The sequence below is a fragment of the Mycobacteriales bacterium genome, assembly GCA_036497565.1.
Taxonomy (GTDB): domain Bacteria; phylum Actinomycetota; class Actinomycetes; order Mycobacteriales; family QHCD01; genus DASXJE01.
In genome coordinates, this window is sequence record DASXJE010000146.1 from 1 (window position 1) to 22,365 (window position 22,365).

Sequence of the window (22,365 nt, forward strand, 5' to 3'; positions counted from 1 at the left end):
GGGCGGGACAGCCGCAGCGCCACCGCCAACTCATCCGCGGCGAACTCGCTCACCCCGACCCCATGATCGTCGGAGTCCACCGGCGGGCGGCGGGCGGCGAACACCGCGATCGCGCCGGCCTGCCGCGCCTGCGCCCACGACGCCAGCCGGTCCCAACCGTCGATCACCTCGACCAGATCGTCGTCGCCGAGCCGGTCCAGGTCGGTCCGCGCCAGCCGCGACGCCCACTCAGGTCCCACCGGACTGCTATCGAACATGCGTTCGATTCTAGGGACGCCGCCCCGAACGCCGCTCGCGCTGTCCACACCCCGCGTACGGTCCTGGTAGCCGGTCCACCGACGATGCCCGCGGACGGGAAGCGGCAATGGACAGCGACGCGTCAGCGAGCCGCCCCGACCTCCGTGTGCCGATCGCGTGGGGGATCGTCGTCGGCGTCATCCAGGCTGCATCACCGTTCGCTTTCTGGTGGCTCGACCGAGCGACTGTCTATGCACTCGGTCTCACTCTCATCGCCGCGGTCTACATCGGCTTCAGCGTCGCCGACGGCCGCGGCAAGGTCATCGCGGTCGAATGCGTCGTCGCCGGGGCCTTCGTCGTCGTCGCGGCGGCCGGGGTCACGGGTTCGGCCTGGCTCATCGTCGGCGGTCTGGCCGGCCACGGGTTGAAGGACCTGTGGCAGCACCGCACGAGATTCGTCGCCAACACAAGATGGTGGCCGCCGTTCTGTGCTGCGGTCGACTTCGTCGTCGCACTCATCCTCGCCGTCGCGATCGCGCGCGGCGTGCAATTCCACTAAGCGGCGTGCAATTCCACTAAGAGCGGCGCGCAGCCCGCTACGACGTGTGCCGGACGAGTGCCTGTACGAAGACGTCCCACAAGGCTCGCGGCACCTCATGGCCCGCACCGGGCAGCACCACCAGCTCGGCGCCAGGCACCGCGTCGCGCAGCGCTTCGCCGTGGGCAAGGGGAAAGACCGGATCGTGGTCGCCGTGCACGACAAGGGTAGGAGCGTCGATGTCACCGAAGCTGCCGCCGGTCGGGCCGTCGATGTCCATGGCGTAGTGGTTGGTGAGCGTCGACTCGATGTTGGTGGCACGGGCGACGTCGTGTTCTACGAGTGCTCGCATCGCGGTCTCGTCGAAGAGGGGCGAGTCGCCGGCGTATGCCTTCGTCGACCCGACGGTGAAGTCGACGACTTCGGCCGGGTCGGTGTAATCCGGCGGAGCGGGGGCGTTCAGCCGGAGTGTGGGTGGTGGGAGACCGGAGTCCCCCGTGCTGGTGCACACGAACGTCAACGACGCGACCCGGTCGGGGTGGTCCACCCCGAAGACGAGGACGATCCCGCCGAACATGGACTGGCCGACGATGTGGGCCCGCTCGACGCCCAGCGCATCCAGGATGCCGAGCGCATCGCCGACCAGGTCGGTGAGCGAGTAGCCCGGCTTTCCGGGCGGGTAGCTGGTCGACCTGCCGGTGTCGCGGTTGTCATAGCGGATCACGAACCGGTCGTGTACGGCGATCCGTTCGCAGAGCTCCGCGTCCCACCACAGCATCGACGCGGCCGCCCCATGGACGAGCAGGACGGCCGGGTGCTCGGCGTTCCCGAAGGTCTCGACGCAGAGGTCGACGCCGTTGATCTCGAGGAGTTGCTCGCCATTGGACAGCTGGTCGGCCATGACAGAAACGCTAACCTCCGGCCGTCGAAGAAATCGGTTGGGCCGGGTACGCCGTCCGTCCTACCGTGCCACGACGACGATGGCAGAGGAGCCTCATGAACCTGGTGTTCCACGAGCGGGCCGAATCGGCGCATCGCATCCTCAACCCCTTGACCGAAAAGAAGCTCGCGCTCGTCGGTGAAATCTGCCGGCTCGAACCGGCGCTGCAGCTGCTCGATCTGGCCTGCGGCAAGGCGGAGTTGCTGTGCAGTTGGGCGTCCCGCTACGGGATACAGGGTGTCGGCGTGGACGTCAGCGAGGTATTCCTCGAGGCTGCCCGGGCAAGGGCCGCCGAGCTGACTGTCGAGGCGCAGGTCGAACTCGTGCACGGAAAGGCGGAGGACTACCAGGCCGCACCGCAGGCCTTCGACATCGTCAGCTGCATCGGCGCGACATGGATCGGCGGCGGTCTGGTCGGCACGCTCGAGCTGATGAAGCCGGCGCTCAAGCCGGGTGGTCTGCTGCTGGTCGGCGAGCCCTACTTGATCGACCCGCCACCCTCCGGCGCGCTCGAGGCGCTCGGCTTCGGCGCGGACGAGTTCACCTCGCTGTCCGGCACCCTCGATCGGTTCGAGGAGTGCGGCACCGACCTGGTCGAGATGGTCCTCGCCGACGGCGACAGCTGGGACCGCTACATGGCAACGCAATGGATGACCGCGAACACCTGGCTCCGCGAGCACGCCGACGAGCCGGATGCCGAGGAGTTCGCCGGCCGGGTCGCCGCCGGACGCCGCTCCTACCTCGAGTACGGCCGCCGCTACCTCGGCTGGGGCGTCTTCGTCCTCCGCGACAAGGACGTCGCTCAGTGATGGTGGGCGAAGTCGGGCTGATTCGGGCTGCCGGGGTGCTCGTAGCCCTCGGCGACCTCGACCTGCTCGCGGCGGCGGCGCTCGAGCCAGCGCTCGAAGTAGTCGGCCTGCGCTGACTTGCGCAACGTGTCGGCGATGCCCGGCCGCACCTCGTCGTACGGCGTGATCCCGGCCGGGCGCAACTCGTCGACCCGGACGACGTGCCAGCCGAACGCCGAGGCGACCGGGCCGACGACCGTGCCCGGCTCGGCGCCCGCGATCGCCGCACCGAGCGGATGCGGCAGATCATCGACCGCCCGCGACCAGACTTCGCCCTCCCGGTCGAGCCGGTCGACGGCCCGGCGGGCGCCGTCCTCGTCGTCCGCGAGCAGATGGCGCAGCCGACACCGGGCCGGCCGCCGCCACCGGTCCGGGTTGCGGTCGTAGTAGGCGCGTACGGCGGACTCGTCGACGTCGATGTCGCGGCTCACCCGGTCGAAGAGGGCGCGGGCCAGCGGCTGGGCCGAGAGGGCTGCGGCCGCCAGGCTGCCGGTGGCGGCGAGCCGGACCGCTTCGGCGACATCCGCCGCCGGTGCCGCCTCGGCGGTGACGCCGAGCCGGTCCGCCTCGGCCCGGACGAGCGCCTCGGTGAGGAGCAGCTGGGCGACCCACCGGCGTAGCCGCCGCCACTCCATGTCGCCGCGCGCGGGCAGCGCCACCGCCGCCGGAGAGGCATACATCGCGGCGAGCCGCTGCTCGAGCAGCTCCGCGGGCACTCCTCGCCCGGCGACGGTGCCGATCACCGCCTCGTGGTGGTGTTGGTGAGTCATCCCACGACGACGAAGGGCACGGCCTCGGTGTAGAGCACCCGGCCGGCGCACATCACCTTGGCCAGCAGCCACGTCGTGGCCGCCGGCGCTCCGCCGGGGACGTCGGCGGCGAACCGCACGCTGGACTTGCCACCCGGCTCGACCGAGAACCCGGCCGCCGCAGGACTGAGCAGGTCCCAGGTGCCCCAGGGACTGATCAGCGCCACCTCGCCGTGCAGCTCACTGCGTGCCGTACTGCTGATCGCCAGCTCGAACTCGGTCCGCTCGCCTGCGGGTGCGGTGACCACATCCGCGGTGATGCTCGCGGCGAGCTCGGTCGACACGTCGGTCGCTCCGCCGACCGACACGACCGCGAGATCCTCGACGACCTGACCGTCGGGTGCGTCGGCCTGCACCGAGACCAGGTACAGCCCGGCGCGGGCGTCGGTGGCCGGCGTGACGGTGACCTCGAACTCGGTGTGGGCACCGGGCTCGAGCCCGACCAGCTGCTCGGTCGTGTCAGCGCTCCAGCCGTCCGGTAGGCCGATCCGCACCCGGGTGTTGATCGCGGCGTCGACGAGATCCGAGGCCGCCGTGACCCGAAGTGACACCGGCCCGTCGGCCCGCAATTCGGCCGGGTGCACGTGCACGGCCAGCGGCAGGTAGCCAACCGGCGCCGGACCCTTGTTGTGCATCCAGTAGCGCGTGTAGACCGGCTGCGCAGGCTCGTGTTCGGGGGCCAGGACGACGCCGTCTCCCTGATGCGTCGACTCCGGCCGGGCCGTCACGGTCACGATCCCGGCGCCGCCGAGCGGCACGGTGACCGCATCGCCGACGGGAAGCGCCTCACCCGACTTCTCCAGCAGGTCGGCGTGATGCGCGTCGCTCAACGGTACGACGGTGTGCAACGTCGCCTCCGTCGCGCTGCCGTGCGCTTCGTAGAGCCGCGCCGTCACCTGCCGCCGTGGGTCGGCGACGGTCGAGTCACCGCGCGACAGCGGGTTACCGGTGGCCTTGAACGTCTCGAGCATCGCCGTGTCGGGCTGAACCGAGATGAGGGTCTCGCGCGCGGGCAGCGTGCCGTCGTGTTGCGCGGTCGACCGGGGGAGCAGCGGATGGTTGAACGAGTGTCCACTGTGGACAATCCGATTGCTCCGCCAGTCACCGGCACCGGCGACGAATGCGTAGTCGAAGGTGTGGCTCCAGTGCTGCAGCTGGAACGGCGAGCCGTCCGGCACGGTGCGCTTCGGCGGATCGATCCACACTCCCGACGGCCAACCGGTGCAGGACCGCAGCAGCGACAGGTGCAGTGCGCCCGACGGGTCGACCACGAAGCTCGGCATACCGCGGTTGAGGACCCCGACGGTCCGGTCGACGAGCGACGGCTCGTCCTGCGGAGCCGCGGGGAGCGCGGAATCCTGCGTGACGTCGATCGTGGCATCGGCCAGGTCGCCGATGAGGTCCGCGACAGCGGCCCGGGTCGCGTCGGCGTCGGCGGCCGCCACGATCAGCACCGGAAGGTCGCGGACCCCGCGCACGTCGGCGTTCGGCACGAACTGCTCGGCCAGAGTGCGGCTCGCCGGGACCCACACGCGCCCGCTGCCCTGCGCGGTGATCTGCCGGGTGAGCTCGGCGGCGTAGGAGCCGTCGACGGCGTCGAGCACCTGCGCGGTGAAGGCGTTGCTGCCCGGGCCACCGACGCTGATCCGCACGTCCGGCAGGTTGGAGTCGAAGTCAAGTCCGCCGTAACGGGCGCGCTCGGGCGAGGACGAGGTGACGGTCACCCCGACCCGGCCGAGCTGGGTGACCAGACCGTCGAGATGTCCGGCGGACAGCTCACCGCCGTCGGCGACCACCTCGGCGACGCCGATCGCGCGCACCGTGTCGCCGATCCGCACCCGCGCGGTGCTACCGGCTCCGAACCACGTGTAGGCCGGGTTGTCGAGCGTCCACGGTGCCTCGGCGGTGTCGACGTCGGGCTGCCCGAGGCCGCGGCCGATCACCGCGTCGGCGACCTCCGAGACCGGCATGGCGCCGGGGATGTCGGCGGGGAATCGCATCCGCAGCAGCTGGTCGGCTCCCGCGAAGCCGTCGACGGTGGTGCGTACGTCGACCCGGCCGGTGCCGTCGAGCAGGCGGAGCTCGGTGGTGTAGGTCAGGCTGGCCAGCCGCCCGCGGGCGGTGATCCGTTGCCCGATCGGCGAGCTCTGCACGGCGACCTCGGCCGTTCCGTCGGCCGAGGTGACGACCGGGCCGCGCGGAAGCAGGTGCCAGGGACCCTCGCCGAAGGTCGGGTGCGCGGGGTGCTCGTCGTAGAGTCGGAATTCGTTGCCGACGGCTCCGTCGCGCACGAGTTCGGCCGCGCTCGCCCGCTCCACGAGACTGGCGATGCCGCCACCACGCGCCGGGTCGAGCCGGACGGTGTAGGCGTCACTCGACGCCTCGACGCCGTCCACGGTGGACCAGCCCGCCGATTCCGAGTCGGCAGGCCGCACCCAGAAGGTGCGGTGCCCGACGCCCGGCACGTCGCGGGCCAGGAAGGTCAACGTCGTCGATCGCAGCGTGCCGTCCGCGTGGTGCTCGGCATGCTCGGTGAGCGCCGGCAGGACAGCGCCGGCGTCGTCGACGACGGCGAGCCCGCGGGTGCCCGGCCCGGGCAGGTCGATCCGGGCGGTCACCACGTCGGTGCGCGCCCAGGACAACGGGTTGACGACGACGAGCGGACGGTCGGCGTCCGAGTCGGCCCGTGTGTCCACTGTGGACACCAGCACCTCGAGTGCGTTGTCCCGTGCGGTGACCGCGAGGTCGTGCGCCTCACGCCAGCCGGTGAGCAGGTCGAGGTAGACCTGGTCGGAGAAGCTTCCGGTGATGCCGTCGTGGTGGGCGCCGTAGGCCAACTGCCGCCACGCCTTGTCGAAGGCCACCTCGGGGTACCGCGCGCCGGCGAGGAGACCGGCGAGGGTGGCGAACTTCTCGGCGTCGACCAGCGCGTCCTCGGCGGCGCGCTGTGCCTGCTTGATGTCGATGTAGGAGACGTCCTTGCCGGTGTAGACCGGGTTCATGTCGCGGGTCTGCGGCCACAGCCCGGCACCGCCGGCCGACTCCCGGCGTACGGCGGCGAAGAACTCGCGCGGGATCGCGCAGACGAACTTCGGCGAGGCATAGCGGGAGTTCCAGTCGCGGGCCACCTCGGTGACCCACTGCGTCGGCGGGGTGTAGTCGGTGCCGACCGGCAGCAGGACGTTCTTGGTCGAGGCGACCTTCGCCAACTCGGAGAAGTTGCGGTACGCCGACGCCTCCGCCTCTGCGAGGGTCGTGGCCGAGGCCATGTCCCAGCCCGAGCCGTAGTGGTCGGCCATGTAGCTCGTGACCACGCCGTGCCCGGACGGGGACAGCCAGCGGAATTCGGCCGGGAACTGCATCCGGGTGACGTCTTTGTTCTCCCCGCCGGGGTTGCGGATCGGGCCCCACTGGTGGAAGGGCCCGCGGGCCCAGGAGCTGTTGGCCAGGCCGGCGTCGGCCATCAGCCCGGGGAACTGCGGGTCGTGGCCGAAGACGTCGAGCTGCCACGCGGTCTCGGGGTCGCCGCCCATGATGTCGCGCTGGAAACCGATGCCGTAGACGGCGTTGCGCGCGGTGGATTCGGCGCTGGTGAGGTTGCTGTTGGGCTCGTTGTAGGTGCCGCCCATCAGCTCGAGCCGTCCGTCGGCCATCAGCTGGCGCAGGATGGCCCGCTCTTCGGGGAAGGCGTCCCAGTAGGGCTTGAGATAGTCGATCTCGGCCAGCACGAACCGGTAGTCGGGGTCGCGCCGGGCGGCCTCCGTGTGCGCCCGCACCAGGTCGAAGCCGGCCTGCTGCACGTCGCCGCGGGTCGCCTGGGCGTCCGGAAGCTCGTCCCACCGGCAGGTGTAGGCCGCCTGGGTGTTCCACCAGACCGGGTCGTAGTGGAAGTGCGGCACCATCCACATCGTCCAGCCCGGTTCGGAGATGATCACTTCCCCGTCGCGGCTGGCCAGCTGCTCGCCGTCCGAATCGTGCACCGTGGCCGTGACCGGTACGGCGGTTCCGGCTGGGTGCTCGGTCCAGCCGACGACGCCGACCTCCACCGAGAGCTCACCGTCGGCCGGATCGGCCGAGACCGGGCTGGGGGTGACGAGGCCGCCGCCGGTCACCGCCACCGAGAGGGTGCCGCCGCGGCCCTCCACGTGGAGCCGGATCCGTACCACCTGCTGCGGCTGATCGCCGCTCGACTCCCCGTCGACGAAACACATCGTCGACTCGAGTCCATCGATCCATGCCCGCACGAGCACCACACCTCCGACACCGGTTAGTTCTGCGAGACGCTATCGGTCCGGCCGTCGGGTCGCATCGGCCGGTCGCGCGATGGTCCGAGGGGCCGGTTGATCACGAACCGACCGCGCCGAGGGCATTGATGAAGACGTCGTCGATCGTGCTCGGATCGGGCGCGACGAACGATTTCCCGCCCGATGCCTTGGCGATCTTGGCGAGCGCGTCGGTATCGGCGTCCTTGCCGTAGGCGATCGTGATCACGTGCACCGGGGTGTCGCTCCGGGCCGTCTGCTGCAGGTCGCTCAGCAGCGTCGGCAGGTCCGGGCCGCCCGATGCGTCCTCGTTCCGGCCGTCGGTGAGCAGCACGATCGTGTTGACGCCGTGGGTCACGTAGTTGTTCTTGGCCGCGTCGTCGGCCGCGAGTACCGAGGCGTAGAGCGCGGTGCCGCCCGTGGCCTGAAGCGATTTGTACGCCGCCGCCGACGCGTCCCTCCGGTCGATGCCATTGATCTTGTCGTCGGCCGGCCCGAGCGACACCAGTTCCTTGTAGGGCCGGGCGCCGTCGAGCCCGGTCGAGAACTCCCACAGCCCGATCTGATCGCCGGCGGAGAAGAGATTGAGTGATCCGGCCGCGGCCGCCCGGGCGAGGTCGAGCTTGGTCTGACCGTCCGGCTGGACGACCTCCGACATCGATCCCGACACGTCGATGAGACCGAGAACGGAGACCCGGCGGGTGATCAGCGCCCACGCGGTCCGTCCGGCGGCCGCCGCGCCCTCCCCGCGCAGCGGGGTGGGACCGAACGTGGCCTTCGAGATCCCGGTGCCACGCAGGGCGCCGGGTGATCCGTCCGCGTGCCGCAGGCCGGCCCGGGCCAGCTGGTCCTGAGCCGGCGCACTGCGCAGCCAGTTCGCGAAGTCGGTCGCCGCCTTGTTGGTCTGGGGATCCATCCACTGCCCGTGGGTGGTGACGAACGGGTAGTCGGCGCCGAGCGAGCCGTCCCACGGGTAGCTGGCGTGCAGCGGCACCTTCGGCGATGCGTCGTTGTAGCGCCAGACGTCCTGCTCCGGGACGGCGAGGACGCCGAGCTTGCTGCGCAGCGACTCATCGGACGTGGTCTGGCGGGCGGCGGACAGCAATGCGTCGCTGTCCTGGTCGGTGCTCGTCACCCCATTCAGGGCACGCAGTCCACCTTGGACCGACGAGGACGTGAACATCGTCTTCGACAGGTCCTGCGGCGCCACGCCCGCGGTGGTCGCGGCGGCTGCCGAGATCGTCGCCAAGCCGCTCGCGGTCGTCTCCGGATCGGGGATGCTGAAGTGCATCACGCCCCAGTCCGGATGGCCGAGTGCTCCCCACCCGTGCGGATCAGCGGCCGCCCGCAGGACGGCCTTGGCGAGCGTCGGCCCCTGCCCGGCGGCCTGGATCGCCTGGGTGGCATCGGCGCTCGTCGCCAGCACCATGGGAGACGTCGCGATGGAGGGCGCGGTCGCCGGCAGTACCGCCGCGCTGGCGGGGGTCGCGCGGACGAGGTTCAGCGCCGTCGTCGACTCCGGCACCCAGACCGCGGGCGGAGTCGAGCCGAGCACCGGCGTCGTCCGCAGCGCGAGCCCGGCGTCCGCGGTCGACAGCGCATCGACCTGGGGGGTGATGCACTGGTGGTTGACCTCGTGCCGGGCGGCGGTGTAGCGATCGGCGAGGTCGCGGAGCCACCCCACCGCGTCCGGATCGGCACCGACCGACAGCCGGATCGTCCCGAGCGAGCAGGGACCGGTCGGCGGGGCGGCCGCCTGCGGGTGGTTCTGCGTACGCCCGAGGGCGAAGGCGGTGATGGCACCGGCGATGACGACGAGGACGACGAGCGGTGCGATGATCTTCACCCGACGCGGCCAGCGCGAAGGCGCTCCATGTTTGGCCGCTGCGTGTCGTGCCATTGCTCGTGCTCCTGCCCCGAACGCCCTGCCTTTCCCGGTCGGGCGACCCGCGTGCTACGACGGCCGCGATCCGCGTGGATGTCCGGGGAGGACGATGTGAATGGAGTCAGCCTCCGTAAGCCAAGTGGCCCTGTCAAACCGAGATCGACTTCGTCGGCGGTCGGTGAGCGCCCTACTACACATCGTGTAATTCCCCGACGTTCACCCTCGGCGTATCCCGCTTACTTGTGTAGTTCGAGTAAGGGAGTAATGATGTAATCATCAACTGAAGGAGTGAGCAGGATGCCACGAGGACGATGGTCCGGTCCCCCTTGGGCCGGCGGGCGGGGCGGCCGTCCGCAGCACGTCGATCTACCACCGGTGGGGGATGCCCCGGCGTGGTTCGCCGGCCGGTTGCCGGACGGGTGGTTCGCCACAGCGCCCACGGTGACGAGTGATCGCGACGAGATCGTCGTGGTCGGCCGACTCGACCCCCCGGAGGTGCCGAGCGACGCCACACCGGAGGCCCGGGCGGCCGCCGAAGCCGGCCGGATCAGCAGATTCCGCGAGGAGACCCGCGACGAGCGGATCTCGATCGCCCGTGAGGCGGAAGCGCGTTACGCCCGCAAGGTCGCCTGGGGCGCCGAGGTGGGCGAGACCCGTCAGCTGTTCACCACGGCCGCCGTGCCGGTGATGACCCGGCTCCGGCAGCCCGAGCGACAGGTCCTCGACACCCTCGTCGATTCCGGCGTGGCGCGGTCGCGCTCGGAGGCCCTGGTCTGGTCTGTGCGGCTGGTCGGCGAGCACGCCGATGGCTGGCTCGCCGAGCTCCGCGAGGCGATGACCGCCGTCGACGAGGTACGCACCCGAGGCCCGGAGCTCTAGTCCCCGGCCGGGACCTGCATAAAGGATCAGCGTCGTCGCCAATTGGACGATGAGAAATCCGATGTGCGCGGGAACGCCGCTTCCGAAATTCGCCTTCACGACCTGCGAGATAACGGTCGGAGAACCGTCGATGTACGGCGTCATCGGCCGCCCATCGTGCACTTGCTATTACTTTGCCCGGACCTGGAGAAACGCGGAAATCCGACCGTCCGCCCGTACGCTTCTTCCGTGTCCTCACCGATTCCCCGGCGCACGGTCATCGGTCTCGCGGTTCTCGCCGGAGCGGCGGGATGCGTGGCCGGGCGACGGGCGGCCGGTCACCGCGCTGCGGCACCCCGGAAGACCGCATCGCCTACGGCATCACCGACCGCATCACCGACGGGGACCCGACCAGCTCCGACCCGGTCGGCGGTGCCCCGCGGGCCCGCGCACGAGGTGGTGCACGGCCGGCGCAATCGTCCCGAGGTGGCTCTGACGTTCCACGGGGCAGGCGATCCGGGCATCGCCCGCGAGTTGCTCACCATCTTCGCCGCGCACCGTGCCCAGGTCACCGTGCTCGCGGTGGGGGTGTGGCTCGATGCCAACCCGGAGATGGCGAAGGAGATCACCGGCGCCGGGCATGAGCTCGGCAACCACACCTGGACCCACCCGGTGCTCGCCGATCTCGGTGAACCCGCGGTACGGGACGAGGTCGACCGCTGCCGCGACCTGCTGCACAAGCTGACCGGCTCACCGGGCGCGCACTTCAGGCAGTCGTCGGCCCAGCATTCGACCCCCCTCATCCGTCAGGTGGCCGGCGCCGCCGGCTACCCGATCTGCCTCTCCTACGACGTCGATTCACTGGACTGGACCGATCCCGGACCGGACGCGGTGCGGCGCAACCTGGCCGCGGCCCGGCCCGGATCGGTGGTGAGCATGCACTTCGGCCATCCCGGCACGGTGGTCGCGATGCCCGGCGTGCTCGAGGATCTGACGAATCGCGGACTGCGGCCGGTCTCGGCAAGTAGGCTCCTGCAGTCGTGAGGCTCGGGCGGGGGCGCGTGGTCATCTGCGCCGTATTGGCAGTGCCGGTGCTGGCGACGGCCTGCTCGACGACTCCGCACAGTGCTCGTGCCGAGTCGCCGGCCAGTCCGGCCACCTCGAGTCCGGCCCCGTCGAGCCCCGCCCCCTCGAGTCCGGCCCCGTCGCCGACGGCACCGCCTCCGAAGACGCATCGATCGGATCTGCTGCCCGGGATGCCGCCCCCGGTGTCGCCGACCGACGTCTACGCGGCCGCCGGCCCCGGGATGCTGAGTCCGACCGTGCGCGGCGACCGGCCGCTGGTCTACGTGCCGGACACCAAGAGCAACGACGTCTACGTCATCGACCAGCACACGATGCGGGTCATCAACCGTTTTCCGGTCGGACGAGAACCGCAGCACGTCGTGCCGTCCTACGACCTGAAGACGCTCTACGCCGTCGCCGACGCGGTACCCGGCGGAAGTCTCACCCCGATCGATCCGAAGAACGGCAAGCCTGGGCGTCCGATCGCGGTGCAGGACCCGTACAACATGTATTTCACCCCGGACGGCCGCTACGCGATCGTCGTCGCGGAAGCCTACCGGCGGCTGGACTTCTACAACCCGCACACCTGGCGGCGGGAACACTCGCTGTTCCTGCCGCAATGCGGTGGCGTCGACCACATGGATTTCACCGCCAACGGACGCCTGCTGCTGGCCAGTTGTGAGTTCAGCGACCGGATGGTGGTCGTCGACGTCGAGCACCGGCGGCTGGTGCGCACGATCGACCTGCCGCAGCGGTCGGACGGCATGCCGCAGGACGTGAAGCTCTCACCCGACGGCAAGGTCTTCTACGTCGCCGACATGGTGGCCAACGGCGTGTACCTGATCGACGGGGCCGCCACCCACGTCCTGCGTTTCCAGCCGACCGGCGTCGGCGCCCACGGTCTGTACGTCGACCGCACCGGGAAGCGGCTCTTCGTCACCAACCGCGGCGAGGGCAGCATCACGGTCGTCGATCTCGCGACCCGCCGCCCGATGGCGAAGTGGCGCATCCCCGGCGGCGGCAGCCCCGACATGGGCAACCTCTCGGCCGACGGTAAAGTTTTCTGGGTCTCCGGTAGGTACAACAACGTGGTTTATGCAATCAGCACGGCCGACGGACATCTCATCAAGAAGATTCCGGTCGGCACCGGTCCGCACGGACTGTGCGTATGGCCGCAGCCCGGCCGCTACTCGTTGGGGCACACCGGCATCACACGGTGAGCGTCGCCGGAGAACGTCGACCTGATTCGCGCCGGTGCGGTGCTACCCCGTAGCATCTGCCGTTGTTGCGGACGCGGGGCGCGTTGGGTCCGCCATGTTCGACGAGTCACTGTTTCCGGGGGCCCGTCTGACGGGCCTCCACGACGCGCGGAGGAGTCCAAGCGCCGTGACACACGCGAGGCCGCACGGGTCCCGGACAAGGCGCGACGCGGACGACGAACGCGGACGTCACCGGCATCACGGTGGAGCACGCCGTCGCTGGGGGCGTATCGCGGTGTGGATCGCGGGCGCGGTGGCGTGTCTTCTGGTCGCGGTGGCCGCTGTGGGCTACGCGGCCTACCAGCACTACGACGACCAGATCCACCGGGTCAATGTGCTCGCCACCAAGGACCCGAACATCAAGGAAGCGACGCGGCAACTGCACGCGCAGAACTTCCTGCTCATCGGTTCCGACACCCGCGCCGGAGCGGACAAGTCCTTCGAGACGAGCCCCGGCGAGGTGAGCGGTGCGCGGTCGGACACCACGATCCTGGCCCACATCTCGCCGACGGGTGCGAAGGCGACGATGGTGAGCTTCCCGCGCGATGCCTGGGTGCACGTGCCGTCCTGTCAGAAGTCGGGCGGACAGCAGACCAAGCCCTACCAGGGATCCTTCAACTCCGCGTTCGAACTGGGCGGGCCGGCCTGCACGATCCGGCTGGTGCAGTCGATGACCGGGATCAAGATCACCCATTTCGTCCAGGTCGACTTCAGCGGCTTCACCAACATGGTGCGGGCGTTGGGCGGCGTACCGGTCTGCTCACCCACCACCGTCGACGATCCGAAGAGCGGACTTCGGCTGCATCCGGGCACCCAGATGATCACCGGAACCCAGGCGCTGGCCTATGTCCGGGCGCGGTACACCCTCGGTGACGGCTCGGACCTCGACCGGATCAAGCGCCAACAGAGCTTCCTCGGTTCGGTGATCCGGGTGGCGACGAGTAAGGGGATCCTGTTCAACCCGGGCCGGCTGAAGTCCTTCCTCGACGCGGCGACCCGCTCGGTGACGCTCGACAAGGGCACGCACATCACCGACCTCTACAACCTGGCCGGCCGGCTGCGGCATCTCGACCCGGCCCACGCGACGTTCTTCACGGCGCCGATCGCCAATCGTGACTATGCCCCGCCGGGATACCCCGCCAACGCTGGCAAGGTGCTCCTCGACCAGGCCGCGGGCACACGGTTGTGGAAGGACATCATCGACGACAGCACGGTGACGACGAAGTCGCCGGCGGCACACCGCAGCGGCACGCCGAAGAAGTCGCCGTCGCCCAAGCCGTCGTCCAAGCCCACGCCGAAGCCCAGCCAGCCCGGTGCGATCAACGCCTCCGACAAGAAGTGCACCGTCTGACCCACCGGGCCGTGCGCCGGGTCGTCAGCCGAACCGGCCGGTGATGTATTCCTCGGTCTTCTTCTCGGTCGGGTTGCTGAAGATCTTCTGGGTGTCGTCCATCTCGATGAGCCGACCGGGCTCGCCGACGCCGGCGAGGGTGAAGAACCCGGTGCGGTCGCTCACCCGGGCGGCCTGTTGCATGTTGTGCGTGACGATGACGATCGTGTAGCGCTCCTTGAGCTCGCCGATGAGGTCCTCGATCGCGAGCGTGGAGATCGGGTCGAGTGCGGAGCACGGCTCGTCCATCAGCAGCACCTGCGGCTCCACGGCGATCGCCCGGGCGATGCACAGCCGCTGCTGCTGGCCGCCGGAGAGACTCCCGCCGGGACGCTTGAGCCGATCCGCGACCTCGGTCCAGAGGTTGGCGCCGCGCAGCGACCGCTCCACGACGCTGTCCATCTCCGACCGGCTGTGCCGGCCACGCAGCTTGATGCCGGCCACGACGTTGTCGTAGATGGACATCGTCGGGAAGGGGTTGGGGCGCTGGAAGACCATCCCGATCACCCGACGAACGTTGACCGGGTCGACGTCGGCTCCGTAGATGTCCTCGTCGTCGAGCAGGACCTTGCCCTCGACCCGCGCGCCGGGGATCACCTCGTGCAGCCGGTTGAGCGTCCGCAGGAACGTCGACTTGCCGCATCCGGACGGCCCGATGAGTGCGGTGACGGTGCGCGGGTCGATCGACATCGACACATCTGCCACCGCGAGGAACTTCCCGTAGTGGACGTTGAGGCCGGAGACGTCGATGCGTTTGGCCATGGAAGGATTCTCTCCTCGGTCAGCCGCGGGCGCGGGCGAATCGGGCAACGAGCCGAGCCAGCAGGCTCAGCACCATCACGATGATGATCAAGGTGAGGGCCCCGGCCCACGCCCGGTCCAGCGCAGTCTGGTTGGGCAGCCCGGACTCGGTGAAGACGAACAGCGGCAGGCCCTCCTGAGGGCCGCTGAAGGGGTTGTTGTTGATCGACGACGCGAAGCCGACGGTCAGCAGCAGCGGTGCGGTCTCCCCGATGACCCGGGCGATGGCGAGCATGATCCCGGTGGCGATGCCGGGTATCGCGGTGGGCAGCACGACCCGCATGATCGTCCGCCACTTAGGCACCCCGAGGGCGTAGCTCGCCTCCCGGAGTTCGTTGGGGACGAGCTTCAGGACCTCCTCCGCCGAGCGGACGATCGTCGGCAGCATCAGCACCAGCAGCGCCAGCGACCCGGCGAACCCGGAGTAGCCCATGCCGAGGGCGAGCACCCAGAAGGCGTAGATGAACAGACCCGCGACGATCGACGGCAGCCCGGTCATCACGTCGACGAAGAAGCTCACCACCCGCCCGAGCCGGCCGCGGCTGTATTCGACCAGGTAGATCGCCACCAGCAGCCCGATCGGCACCGCGATCAGGGTCGCGATGCCGACCTGTTCGATGGTCCCGACGATCGCGTGATAGGCGCCGCCGTTGGCGTCCTGTTCGGCGACGCTGCGCATCGAATGGGTCAGGAAGGTGGGGTCGAGCCGGGCGACGCCCTTGACGATGGTGTAGCCGAGTACGCCGACCAGCGGGATCAGCGCGACGATGAAGCACACGCCCAACGCGAGGGTGGCCAGCCGGTCCTTCGCCCGCCGGCCGCCCTCGACCACCGCGGCCACGATCGTCTGGACCGCGAGGTAGGCGGGAACGGCGACAACGAAGTAGTCGACCCGTCCCTGCAGCGGGGTGATCGCGAATACGCCCCATGTCGCGAGCAGAACCGCTGCTGCGACGGCGAAAAAGCTCCACCTGGGCAGCCGCCGGCCGCGCAGCGATGCGCCGCCGTCCCACTGGTCGACTGTCAGCGCGGTCACGTCGCGGCCCGGAATTCGCGTCGGCGGGCCACGACCAGCCGGGCGCCGATGTTGACGACGAGTGTGATGGCGAAGAGCACCAGCCCGGAGGCGATGAGCGCACCTCGCCCGATGTCACCGGCGTCGCCGTAGACGTTGGCGATGTTGGCCGCGATGGAGTTTCCCTTGGGTTCGAGAATGTGCAGTGTCGCGATGTAGTTGGCCGGCAGGATCAGTGCGACCGCGATCGTCTCACCGAGTGCCCGGCCGAAACCGAGGACCGTCGCGCTGATGACCCCGGGCCGACCGTAGGGGAGCACGACCATGCGCATCGTCTCCCACCTCGTCGCACCCAAGGCGTAGGCCGCCTCGATGTGCTCGCGGGGAGCGAGCAGGAACACCTCGCGGCTGATTGCCGCGACGATCGGCAGGATCATGACTGCCAGGACGACACCGCCGACAAGCAGTGATTTTCCGTAAGTGCCGTCCGAGGCGAAGATCGGGATGAATCCGAGGTAGGTGTGCAGCCATTTCGAGAGCGGGACCATGGCGGGCACCAGGTACACCAGCGCCCACAGGCCGTAGACGACGCTCGGCACCGCGGCGAGCAGGTCGACGATGTAGCCCAGCCCCTGCGCGAGCCGGCGTGGTGCGTAGTGGCTGATGAACAACGCCACCCCGACGGCGATAGGTACGCCGATGATGAGCGCGAGCACCGAGCTCACCAGAGTGCCGGCGGCGAGGGCCGCGATACCGAACACCGAGGGCGATGCGTCCGGGCTCCACGCGCTCGAGGTGAAGAAGTTGACCGTGTCCTTTTGGATCGCCGGCACGGCCTTGGCGATGAGAAAGACTGCGATCGCCGCAATCAGGACCAGAACGGAGACTCCCGCCGTCCTGGTGAGTCCTCGGAACGCCGCGTCGCCCCGGGAGGCGTTGTGGTCGGTGAGCTGGCGTCCGTCCGCGGAGAGCTGGCGACGGGGTGACCCGTCGCCAGCGCCTCCGGAGACCACGTCCTCCTGCATCCGGTTCCTTTAGCCCGGGTCAGCTGACCGTCTTGATGGCCGCCTGGACCTTGGACTGGATGTTGGCCGGCAGCTTCACGTAGGACTGCCCGGGGAGCACCCCTTGGCCGCTGGAGCTGGCCAGGTAGGTCAGGAAGTTCTTGATCAGCGCCTTCTTGTCCGACGGGTTGCCCTTCGAGCAGACGATCTCGTAGGTGACGAGCGCGTTCGGATAGGCGTTGGCGTCGGGGTTGGCGTAGTCGAAGGTCAGCGGCAGGTTGTTACCGCTGCCGACGGTCGCCTTGGCCAGGAAGTTCTGCGTATTCGCCGTGGTCAGCGCGACCATCTTGCCCGCGGCGTTGCCCACCTTGGCGAACGGCAGGTTGTTCTGCGTCGCGTAGGAGAGCTCCATGTAGCCGATGCCGCCCGGCGTCGACTTCACGCCCTGCGCGACTCCCGCCGTACCCTTCTCGCCCTGACCGCCAGGAGCCGGCCAGGCCTTGTTCGCGCCGTAGGTCCAGGCGCTCTTGGCGTCGTGGCTCAGGTAGTTGGTGAAGTTGTAGGAAGTTCCCGATCCGTCGGACCGGTGGAACGACTGGATGCCGGTCGACGGAAGGTTGACGCCCGGGTTGTCCTTCTTGATTGCCGAGTCGTTCCACTTGCTGATCTTCCCGGAGAAGATCTGGCCGATCGTCGCCGCAGACAGGCTGAGGTTCTTCACACCCGGCACGTTGTAGGCGACCGCGATCGGGCCGGGCACCATCGGCAGGTTGATGGCCGGGCCGCTCTTGCAGCGGGCGTTGGCCTTGCTCTGCTCCTCCCCGGCGGCGAGCGGGAAGTCCGAGCCGGCGAAGTCGATCGTGCCGTCCTGGAAGTTCTGCACGCCCTGGCCGGACCCACCACCGCCGTAGTTGATGGTCGCGTCGGAGCAGGCGTTCTGGTAGTTCTTGATCCACTCCGACATGGCGTTGGTCTGGGCCGTCGAGCCGGCGAGTTGCAACTGCCCGCTCGCACAGGCGATGTCGGACGTCTTCGCGGCCTTGGTGCTGCCGGCCGACGCCGAGGAGCTGTTGTTGTCCGAGCCACAGGCGGCGAGCGCGAGTGCGCCTGCGGCGAGCAGGCAGGCGCTGGTGGCGAAGCGGTGCTTCACGAGACGGGTCCTCCGCACGAGACGAGATGCACCGGCCCGTTTGCCGGCGATAGTTCGGACGGTAGGTAAGGCAGGTAGCGGCTCGGCCCTGGCGCGGTTAACGGACCATGAACAGGTCTTGACCTCGAGATCGCCGTAGCCGATCGGCCGAGTGTCCGGATGGTGAACGCCCGGGCAGATTCACCCGACCGGTCCAGGTTTGGGCCTGTCTCCGCGTCGGAACTGCACGTCGACGTCCCAGCGGGTGAACCCGAGCCGCTCGTAGACCCGCATCGCCGCGGAGTTGGACTCGTCGACGTAGAGCATGACCTGGGTGAGCCCTTTCGCCTGCAGGTAGCGCAGACCGGCGAGGGTGAGCGTCGGGCCGAGTCCCCTGCCCTGCGCCGCCGGGTCGATCCCGAGGACGTAGACCTCGCCGATCGGCTCCTCGTGCTGCCCGCCCCCGTGCACCTTGGTCCAGTGGAAGCCGAGGAGCGCGCCGTCGGATTCGCTCTCGGCCAGCAGGAATCCCGCCGGGTCGAACCACGGTTCCTGCTCCCGCTCGTACACGTCGTCGAGGGTCCAGCGGCCCTGGTCGGGGTGATCGGCGAACGCGCGGTTGTTGACCTCGAGCCAGGCCTGCTCGTCCTGGCCCGGGACGAACGCGCGGAGGCGGACGCCGGCCGGCAGCCGCACCTCGTCGATCGGGGTGTCCAGCGATCTGCGCATCCGCCACAGGACCCGTTCCTCGACGTAGCCGTGGCTGCGTGCGAGGGCCCCGGCACCGGCCAGCCGGCCGTGGGCCCACAGCCCGAGCCGGCCGTCCGGGCCGGCCCGCTCCAGCGCCTCGAGCAGGGCCGCGCCGATCCCCGCCCGGCGGTGGTCGGGATGGACGGCGAGCTCGGCGCTCGACCCGGCGATCGGGTCGGTGTCGAGGTGCGCGTAACCAACCAGGATGCCGCGCTCGCGGGCGAGCAGGTTGCGGGCCGCCGGGTCACCACCGTGCCGCAGGTGCAGCAGAACCTGCTCCGACAACGGGTTCACTCCGTCGGCGGCATCGGCCGCGGCGACCAGGCTCAACACCTCGGCGATCTCGTCCGCAGAGAGCCGCCCCGGGGATGCGACGTCGACGGTCACTGCTGGACCGTGGCGTCCGCCTCCGTGCTCGTGCCGCCTGCCGTCGGGCGGACGAACTTGTAACCGACGTTGCGGACGGTGCCGATCAGCGCCTCGTGCTCGGCGCCGAGCTTGGCCCGCAGCCGGCGTACGTGTACGTCGACCGTCCGGGTCCCGCCGTAGTAGTCGTAGCCCCAGACCTCCTGCAGGAGTTGCGCGCGGGAGAAGACCCGGCCGGCGTGCTGGGCCAGGAACTTCAGCAGCTCGAACTCCTTGTAGGTCAGGTCGATCGGCCGCCCGCGCAGCCGTGCGGTGTAGGTGTCCTCGTCGACGGCGAGGTCACCGACCCGGGTCAGCGCGCTCGTCGCGCTCTCGCTGCCGCTACGCCGACCGACGGCGAGCCGCAGCCGCGCCTCCACCTCGGCCGGGCCGGCGGTGTCGAGGACCACGTCGTCGACCCCCCAGTCGGCGGCCAGGGCGGCCAGCCCGCCCTCGGTGAGTACGGCGACCACCGGGCAGGCCACGCCCGTGGTACTGAGCAGACGGAGCAGGCTGCGCGCGGCCGACAGGTCCCGGCGGGCGTCGACGAGTACGGCGTCAACCGCCGGCGCGTCGAGCATGACGCTGATCTCGGGCCGGACGACCGCCACCCGGTGGGGCAGCAACCCCAGCGCAGGCAGGACCTCGGCGGTGGGCTGGCGTGCCGTGGTCATCAGCAACAGGTCCACGGGGCAACTCCCTTTGCGGGGGTCCGGAAACGACGACAGGACCCGGCGTCGCCGACCGACGTTGCCCGGACCCTGTAGTGGGGAAGGATAACCCACGTGAGCACCCCCGATCCGGGCGACTACGGCGAGCCCCTCCAGGCCGAGACCGAAGACGGCCTGGCACTGTCCGGCGTCCATCTGCCCGGGCCGGACCGCTCGCTCGCCGTGGTCGTGGGCCACGGCTTCACCGGCTCGGTGTCCCGGCACAGCGTCCGCCGGATCCTGGAGGCGGCAGCGACGTTCGCCGGGGTGATCGCCTGCGACTTCCGCGGCCACGGCGACTCACCCGGCCGGTCGACCCTCGGCGACGCCGAGGTGCTGGATCTGGAGGCGGCGGTCCAGGCCGCGCGCGAGCGCGGTTACGAGCGGATCGCCACGCTCGGCTTCTCGATGGGGGGCTCGGTCGCGCTGCGGCACGCCGCGCTCCGCGGCGGGGTCGATGCAGTCGTGAGCGTCAGCGCGCTGTCCCGGTGGTTCGTGCGCGACACGCTGCCGATGCGGCGGGTGCACTGGCTCTGCGAGACCGCGCTCGGCCGGGCCACCGCCCGATGCCTGATGCGCACCCGGCTGGTCAACCACTGGGACGTCGTCCCCGAGTCGCCGGTGGAGGTCGTGGGACGGATCCCGCCGACTCCGCTGCTGATCGTGCACGGCGACCGTGACTTCTACTTCCCGGTCGAACACCCCCGGGCCCTGGCCGCGGCTGCAGGCCCGGACGCCGACCTGTGGATCATTGCCGGGATGGGACACGCGGAACTCGGGACGACGCCGGCGCTGATGAGCGACATCGGGCGGTGGATCCGTGCTCGGACGGCGGGCGTCGACGAGGTCGCACCCGTGGCTGACCGGTCCGACCCGGTCGGCCCGTGACGCAGACCGATCCGGCGATCGCGCCGCCGCGGATCCACCGTGCCCACCTCGAGGCGGCGGGTCTCGCGGCGGTGGTCACCGCGGCGCTCGCCGGGATACCGGCGGCGGCCGGGTGGTCCGGTCTGGTGGTCGCCCTCGCCGCGGTGCAGGCGCTGATGGTGCTCGCCTGGATGACCGGGCTGGCGCTGCCTGGCCGGATCGGCACCCTGGTGCTCGGGCTGGCCGCGGCGGCCGGCGCCGACATCGCGGCGGCGGTCTACGCCCCACCGAGCCTGGCCGCGCTGCTGTCCGTGCTCGCGCTGGCGTTCCTGGCCATGCTCGTGCACCAGTTGTGCCGCGGCGTGGTCCGGGTCCGGGCCACGGCGTCGATCGCCGGCGTCGCCACCCTCGTGACGCTCACCGTCGGCTCGGCGTCGCTGCTGGTGCTGCACCGCATACCCGCGGGAGCAGATCTCGCGTCGGCGGCCGTGCTCGCCGTCGGGTCTGCGGTGTGCGTCGGGCATCTGGTCGACGTGGTGCTGCCCCTACCCCGCTTCTCCGACCAGGTGCCTCGCGGTGCGCTCGCGACCCTCGTGGGCGCCGCCGTCGCGGCCGTGGCCGCCGCCTGGCGGCTCGACGGCGTCGGCCAGGTGACCCGGGCCGGTGCGGTGTTCGTCGGGATCGTGCTCGGCCTGGTCGCGGGTCTGGTCGCCGTCGGCGTCAGCTACATCGAGAAGTCCGCGACGCCCCGCCCCGCCCCGCTGTGGTGGCTCGCCCTGCCCTACCTGAAGATCGCGCTGCCGTTGGCGGCCACCGCCCCGGTGGCCTACGTGGTCGGCCGGATCGTGGTGGGCTGACCGTGCGTAAGCTGCTCATCGCGCTGGTGGTGCTCGTCCTCCTCCTCGTTCTCGCCGACCGGGCGGCGGCCTTCGCCGCGGAATCGATCGCCGCAGGCGACCTCCGCAACCAGTTGAATCTCACCCAGAAGCCGGACGTCACGGTGCACGGCTGGCCGTTCCTCACCCAGCTCGCCGACGGCCGGTACGACGACATCGAGGTCAGTGCGCACGATGTCGACGTCTCCCAGCTCGCCGGGCTGTCGGTCGACGTACACCTGATCGGCGCGCACATCCCGGCCGGCGATGTCATCCATCGCCGGGTGAGCAACGTCCCGGTCGACCGGGTGCAGGGACAGGTCACCGTGCCCTACGCCGACATCGCCTCGGCCAGCAAGGTGCCCGGCCTGCAGCTGCACAAGTCCGGTGACGGCGTGGCCATCACCGCACCACTGACCGTGTTCGGCCAGCGCCTATCCATCACCGCGACCGCCACGGTCGCGGTGTCCGGCGACGCGCTGCGGATCGGCGCGCAGGCCCCGAAGACCGGGCAGGGCAGCCTGGCCGGGGCGGCCCTGTCGCAGGTGCTCGGCGCGTTGAGCTTCGAGGTGCCGCTCGGGCGGTTGCCGTTCGGGGTGCAGGTCACCGACGTGCATCCGGCCGCGGGCGGGATCGTCGCTGCCGGCCGGGTCGACCACGTCGTGTTGCGGCGCGACGCTCTGCTCACGGCGCCATAACGCTCCGCCGCGCGCTCGTG

The 22,365-nt window shown here is 70.3% G+C and carries 20 protein-coding genes; 9 read left to right on the plus strand and 11 right to left on the minus strand.

Annotated elements, in window-relative coordinates; all coding sequences use genetic code 11:
* Positions 1 to 257 (minus strand): hypothetical protein (locus VGH85_12245; protein ID HEY2174568.1); only part of this gene is annotated, 257 nt, incomplete at its 3' end.
* Positions 258 to 364: 107 nt separating this feature from the next.
* Between VGH85_12245 and VGH85_12250 the strand changes: the two genes are divergently transcribed.
* Positions 365 to 796 (plus strand): hypothetical protein, encoded by a 432-nt coding sequence (locus VGH85_12250; protein ID HEY2174569.1) that lies wholly within the window; start codon positions 365 to 367, stop codon positions 794 to 796.
* Positions 797 to 833: 37 nt separating this feature from the next.
* On the opposite strand, the gene VGH85_12255 is transcribed toward VGH85_12250, so the two are convergent.
* Positions 834 to 1,676, minus strand: a complete 843-nt coding sequence (locus VGH85_12255; protein ID HEY2174570.1) for an alpha/beta hydrolase — start codon at positions 1,674 to 1,676, stop codon at positions 834 to 836.
* A 95-nt stretch (positions 1,677 to 1,771) separates the two neighbouring features.
* Here VGH85_12255 and VGH85_12260 point away from each other — a divergent pair, with 95 nt between their 5' ends.
* Entirely contained in the window at positions 1,772 to 2,524 is a 753-nt protein-coding gene (locus tag VGH85_12260) for a class I SAM-dependent methyltransferase (protein ID HEY2174571.1), read from the plus strand.
* Here VGH85_12260 and VGH85_12265 read toward each other — a convergent pair.
* The 3 genes from VGH85_12265 to VGH85_12275 form a co-directional block, all read right to left on the minus strand.
* Complete coding sequence (locus tag VGH85_12265) at positions 2,518 to 3,333, minus strand: peptidylprolyl isomerase (protein ID HEY2174572.1); 816 nt, start codon at positions 3,331 to 3,333, stop codon at positions 2,518 to 2,520. The two genes, VGH85_12260 and VGH85_12265, sit on opposite strands and share 7 nt — an antisense overlap.
* Entirely contained in the window at positions 3,330 to 7,616 is a 4,287-nt protein-coding gene (locus VGH85_12270) for an NEW3 domain-containing protein (protein HEY2174573.1), read from the minus strand. Before VGH85_12270 ends, VGH85_12265 begins: the two co-directional genes overlap by 4 nt.
* A gap of 100 nt (positions 7,617 to 7,716) precedes the next feature.
* A complete protein-coding gene (locus VGH85_12275; protein HEY2174574.1) occupies positions 7,717 to 9,534 on the minus strand; it encodes a substrate-binding domain-containing protein in 1,818 nt (605 codons plus the stop codon).
* A 282-nt stretch (positions 9,535 to 9,816) separates the two neighbouring features.
* Between VGH85_12275 and VGH85_12280 the strand changes: the two genes are divergently transcribed.
* The 4 genes from VGH85_12280 to VGH85_12295 all read left to right on the plus strand — a co-directional run bounded on the left by VGH85_12280 (position 9,817) and on the right by VGH85_12295 (position 14,052).
* On the plus strand, positions 9,817 to 10,398 hold the full coding sequence (locus tag VGH85_12280; protein HEY2174575.1) for a hypothetical protein: 582 nt from the start codon (positions 9,817 to 9,819) through the stop codon (positions 10,396 to 10,398).
* Between the two features lie 438 nt (positions 10,399 to 10,836).
* Positions 10,837 to 11,421 (plus strand): polysaccharide deacetylase family protein, encoded by a 585-nt coding sequence (locus VGH85_12285; GenBank protein ID HEY2174576.1) that lies wholly within the window; start codon positions 10,837 to 10,839, stop codon positions 11,419 to 11,421.
* 212 nt (positions 11,422 to 11,633) lie between these two features.
* Entirely contained in the window at positions 11,634 to 12,662 is a 1,029-nt protein-coding gene (locus tag VGH85_12290) for a YncE family protein (GenBank protein ID HEY2174577.1), read from the plus strand.
* A 292-nt stretch (positions 12,663 to 12,954) separates the two neighbouring features.
* Entirely contained in the window at positions 12,955 to 14,052 is a 1,098-nt protein-coding gene (locus tag VGH85_12295; GenBank protein ID HEY2174578.1) for an LCP family protein, read from the plus strand.
* A gap of 24 nt (positions 14,053 to 14,076) precedes the next feature.
* Here VGH85_12295 and pstB read toward each other — a convergent pair whose 3' ends face one another.
* The 6 genes from pstB to VGH85_12325 all read right to left on the minus strand — a co-directional run bounded on the left by pstB (position 14,077) and on the right by VGH85_12325 (position 19,884).
* The gene (gene pstB, locus VGH85_12300; protein ID HEY2174579.1) at positions 14,077 to 14,853 is read right to left on the minus strand and encodes a phosphate ABC transporter ATP-binding protein PstB; all 777 of its coding nucleotides are present in this window, start codon (positions 14,851 to 14,853) and stop codon (positions 14,077 to 14,079) included.
* Positions 14,854 to 14,872: 19 nt separating this feature from the next.
* Positions 14,873 to 15,928, minus strand: coding sequence for a phosphate ABC transporter permease PstA (pstA, locus tag VGH85_12305; GenBank protein ID HEY2174580.1), 1,056 nt, complete (start codon positions 15,926 to 15,928; stop codon positions 14,873 to 14,875).
* Positions 15,925 to 16,932: a phosphate ABC transporter permease subunit PstC gene (gene pstC, locus VGH85_12310; GenBank protein ID HEY2174581.1), complete on the minus strand. Its 1,008-nt coding sequence runs from the start codon at positions 16,930 to 16,932 to the stop codon at positions 15,925 to 15,927. Before pstC ends, pstA begins: the two co-directional genes overlap by 4 nt.
* Before the next feature lie 19 nt (positions 16,933 to 16,951).
* Positions 16,952 to 18,061 carry a phosphate ABC transporter substrate-binding protein PstS gene (gene pstS / locus VGH85_12315; protein HEY2174582.1) on the minus strand — a complete coding sequence of 370 codons (1,110 nt, stop codon included), beginning with the start codon at positions 18,059 to 18,061 and terminating at the stop codon, positions 16,952 to 16,954.
* A 180-nt stretch (positions 18,062 to 18,241) separates the two neighbouring features.
* Complete coding sequence (mshD, locus tag VGH85_12320) at positions 18,242 to 19,177, minus strand: mycothiol synthase (protein ID HEY2174583.1); 936 nt, start codon at positions 19,175 to 19,177, stop codon at positions 18,242 to 18,244.
* Positions 19,174 to 19,884, minus strand: coding sequence for a response regulator transcription factor (locus VGH85_12325; GenBank protein ID HEY2174584.1), 711 nt, complete (start codon positions 19,882 to 19,884; stop codon positions 19,174 to 19,176). Before VGH85_12325 ends, mshD begins: the two co-directional genes overlap by 4 nt.
* 96 nt (positions 19,885 to 19,980) lie before the next feature.
* Between VGH85_12325 and VGH85_12330 the strand changes: the two genes are divergently transcribed.
* The 3 genes from VGH85_12330 to VGH85_12340 are packed head-to-tail and all read left to right on the plus strand — an operon-like array spanning position 19,981 to position 22,345.
* Entirely contained in the window at positions 19,981 to 20,793 is an 813-nt protein-coding gene (locus tag VGH85_12330; GenBank protein HEY2174585.1) for an alpha/beta fold hydrolase, read from the plus strand.
* A complete protein-coding gene (locus VGH85_12335) occupies positions 20,790 to 21,629 on the plus strand; it encodes a hypothetical protein (protein HEY2174586.1) in 840 nt (279 codons plus the stop codon). The genes VGH85_12330 and VGH85_12335 overlap by 4 nt, the downstream gene beginning before the upstream one ends.
* A gap of 2 nt (positions 21,630 to 21,631) precedes the next feature.
* Positions 21,632 to 22,345 (plus strand): DUF2993 domain-containing protein, encoded by a 714-nt coding sequence (locus VGH85_12340; GenBank protein HEY2174587.1) that lies wholly within the window; start codon positions 21,632 to 21,634, stop codon positions 22,343 to 22,345.
* Positions 22,346 to 22,365: the final 20 nt, after the last annotated feature.

Excerpts from the sequence above, each read along its gene's own strand:
- VGH85_12250 (HEY2174569.1), top strand. The coding sequence starts at position 365 with ATGGACAGCGACGCGTCAGCGAGCCGCCCCGACCTCCGTGTGCCGATC.
- VGH85_12255 (HEY2174570.1), bottom strand. The coding sequence starts at position 1,676 with ATGGCCGACCAGCTGTCCAATGGCGAGCAACTCCTCGAGATCAACGGC.
- VGH85_12260 (HEY2174571.1), top strand. The coding sequence starts at position 1,772 with ATGAACCTGGTGTTCCACGAGCGGGCCGAATCGGCGCATCGCATCCTC.
- VGH85_12265 (HEY2174572.1), bottom strand. The coding sequence starts at position 3,333 with ATGACTCACCAACACCACCACGAGGCGGTGATCGGCACCGTCGCCGGG.
- VGH85_12275 (HEY2174574.1), bottom strand. The coding sequence starts at position 9,534 with ATGGCACGACACGCAGCGGCCAAACATGGAGCGCCTTCGCGCTGGCCG.
- VGH85_12280 (HEY2174575.1), top strand. The coding sequence starts at position 9,817 with ATGCCACGAGGACGATGGTCCGGTCCCCCTTGGGCCGGCGGGCGGGGC.
- VGH85_12290 (HEY2174577.1), top strand. The coding sequence starts at position 11,634 with ATGCCGCCCCCGGTGTCGCCGACCGACGTCTACGCGGCCGCCGGCCCC.
- pstB (HEY2174579.1), bottom strand. The coding sequence starts at position 14,853 with ATGGCCAAACGCATCGACGTCTCCGGCCTCAACGTCCACTACGGGAAG.
- pstC (HEY2174581.1), bottom strand. The coding sequence starts at position 16,932 with ATGCAGGAGGACGTGGTCTCCGGAGGCGCTGGCGACGGGTCACCCCGT.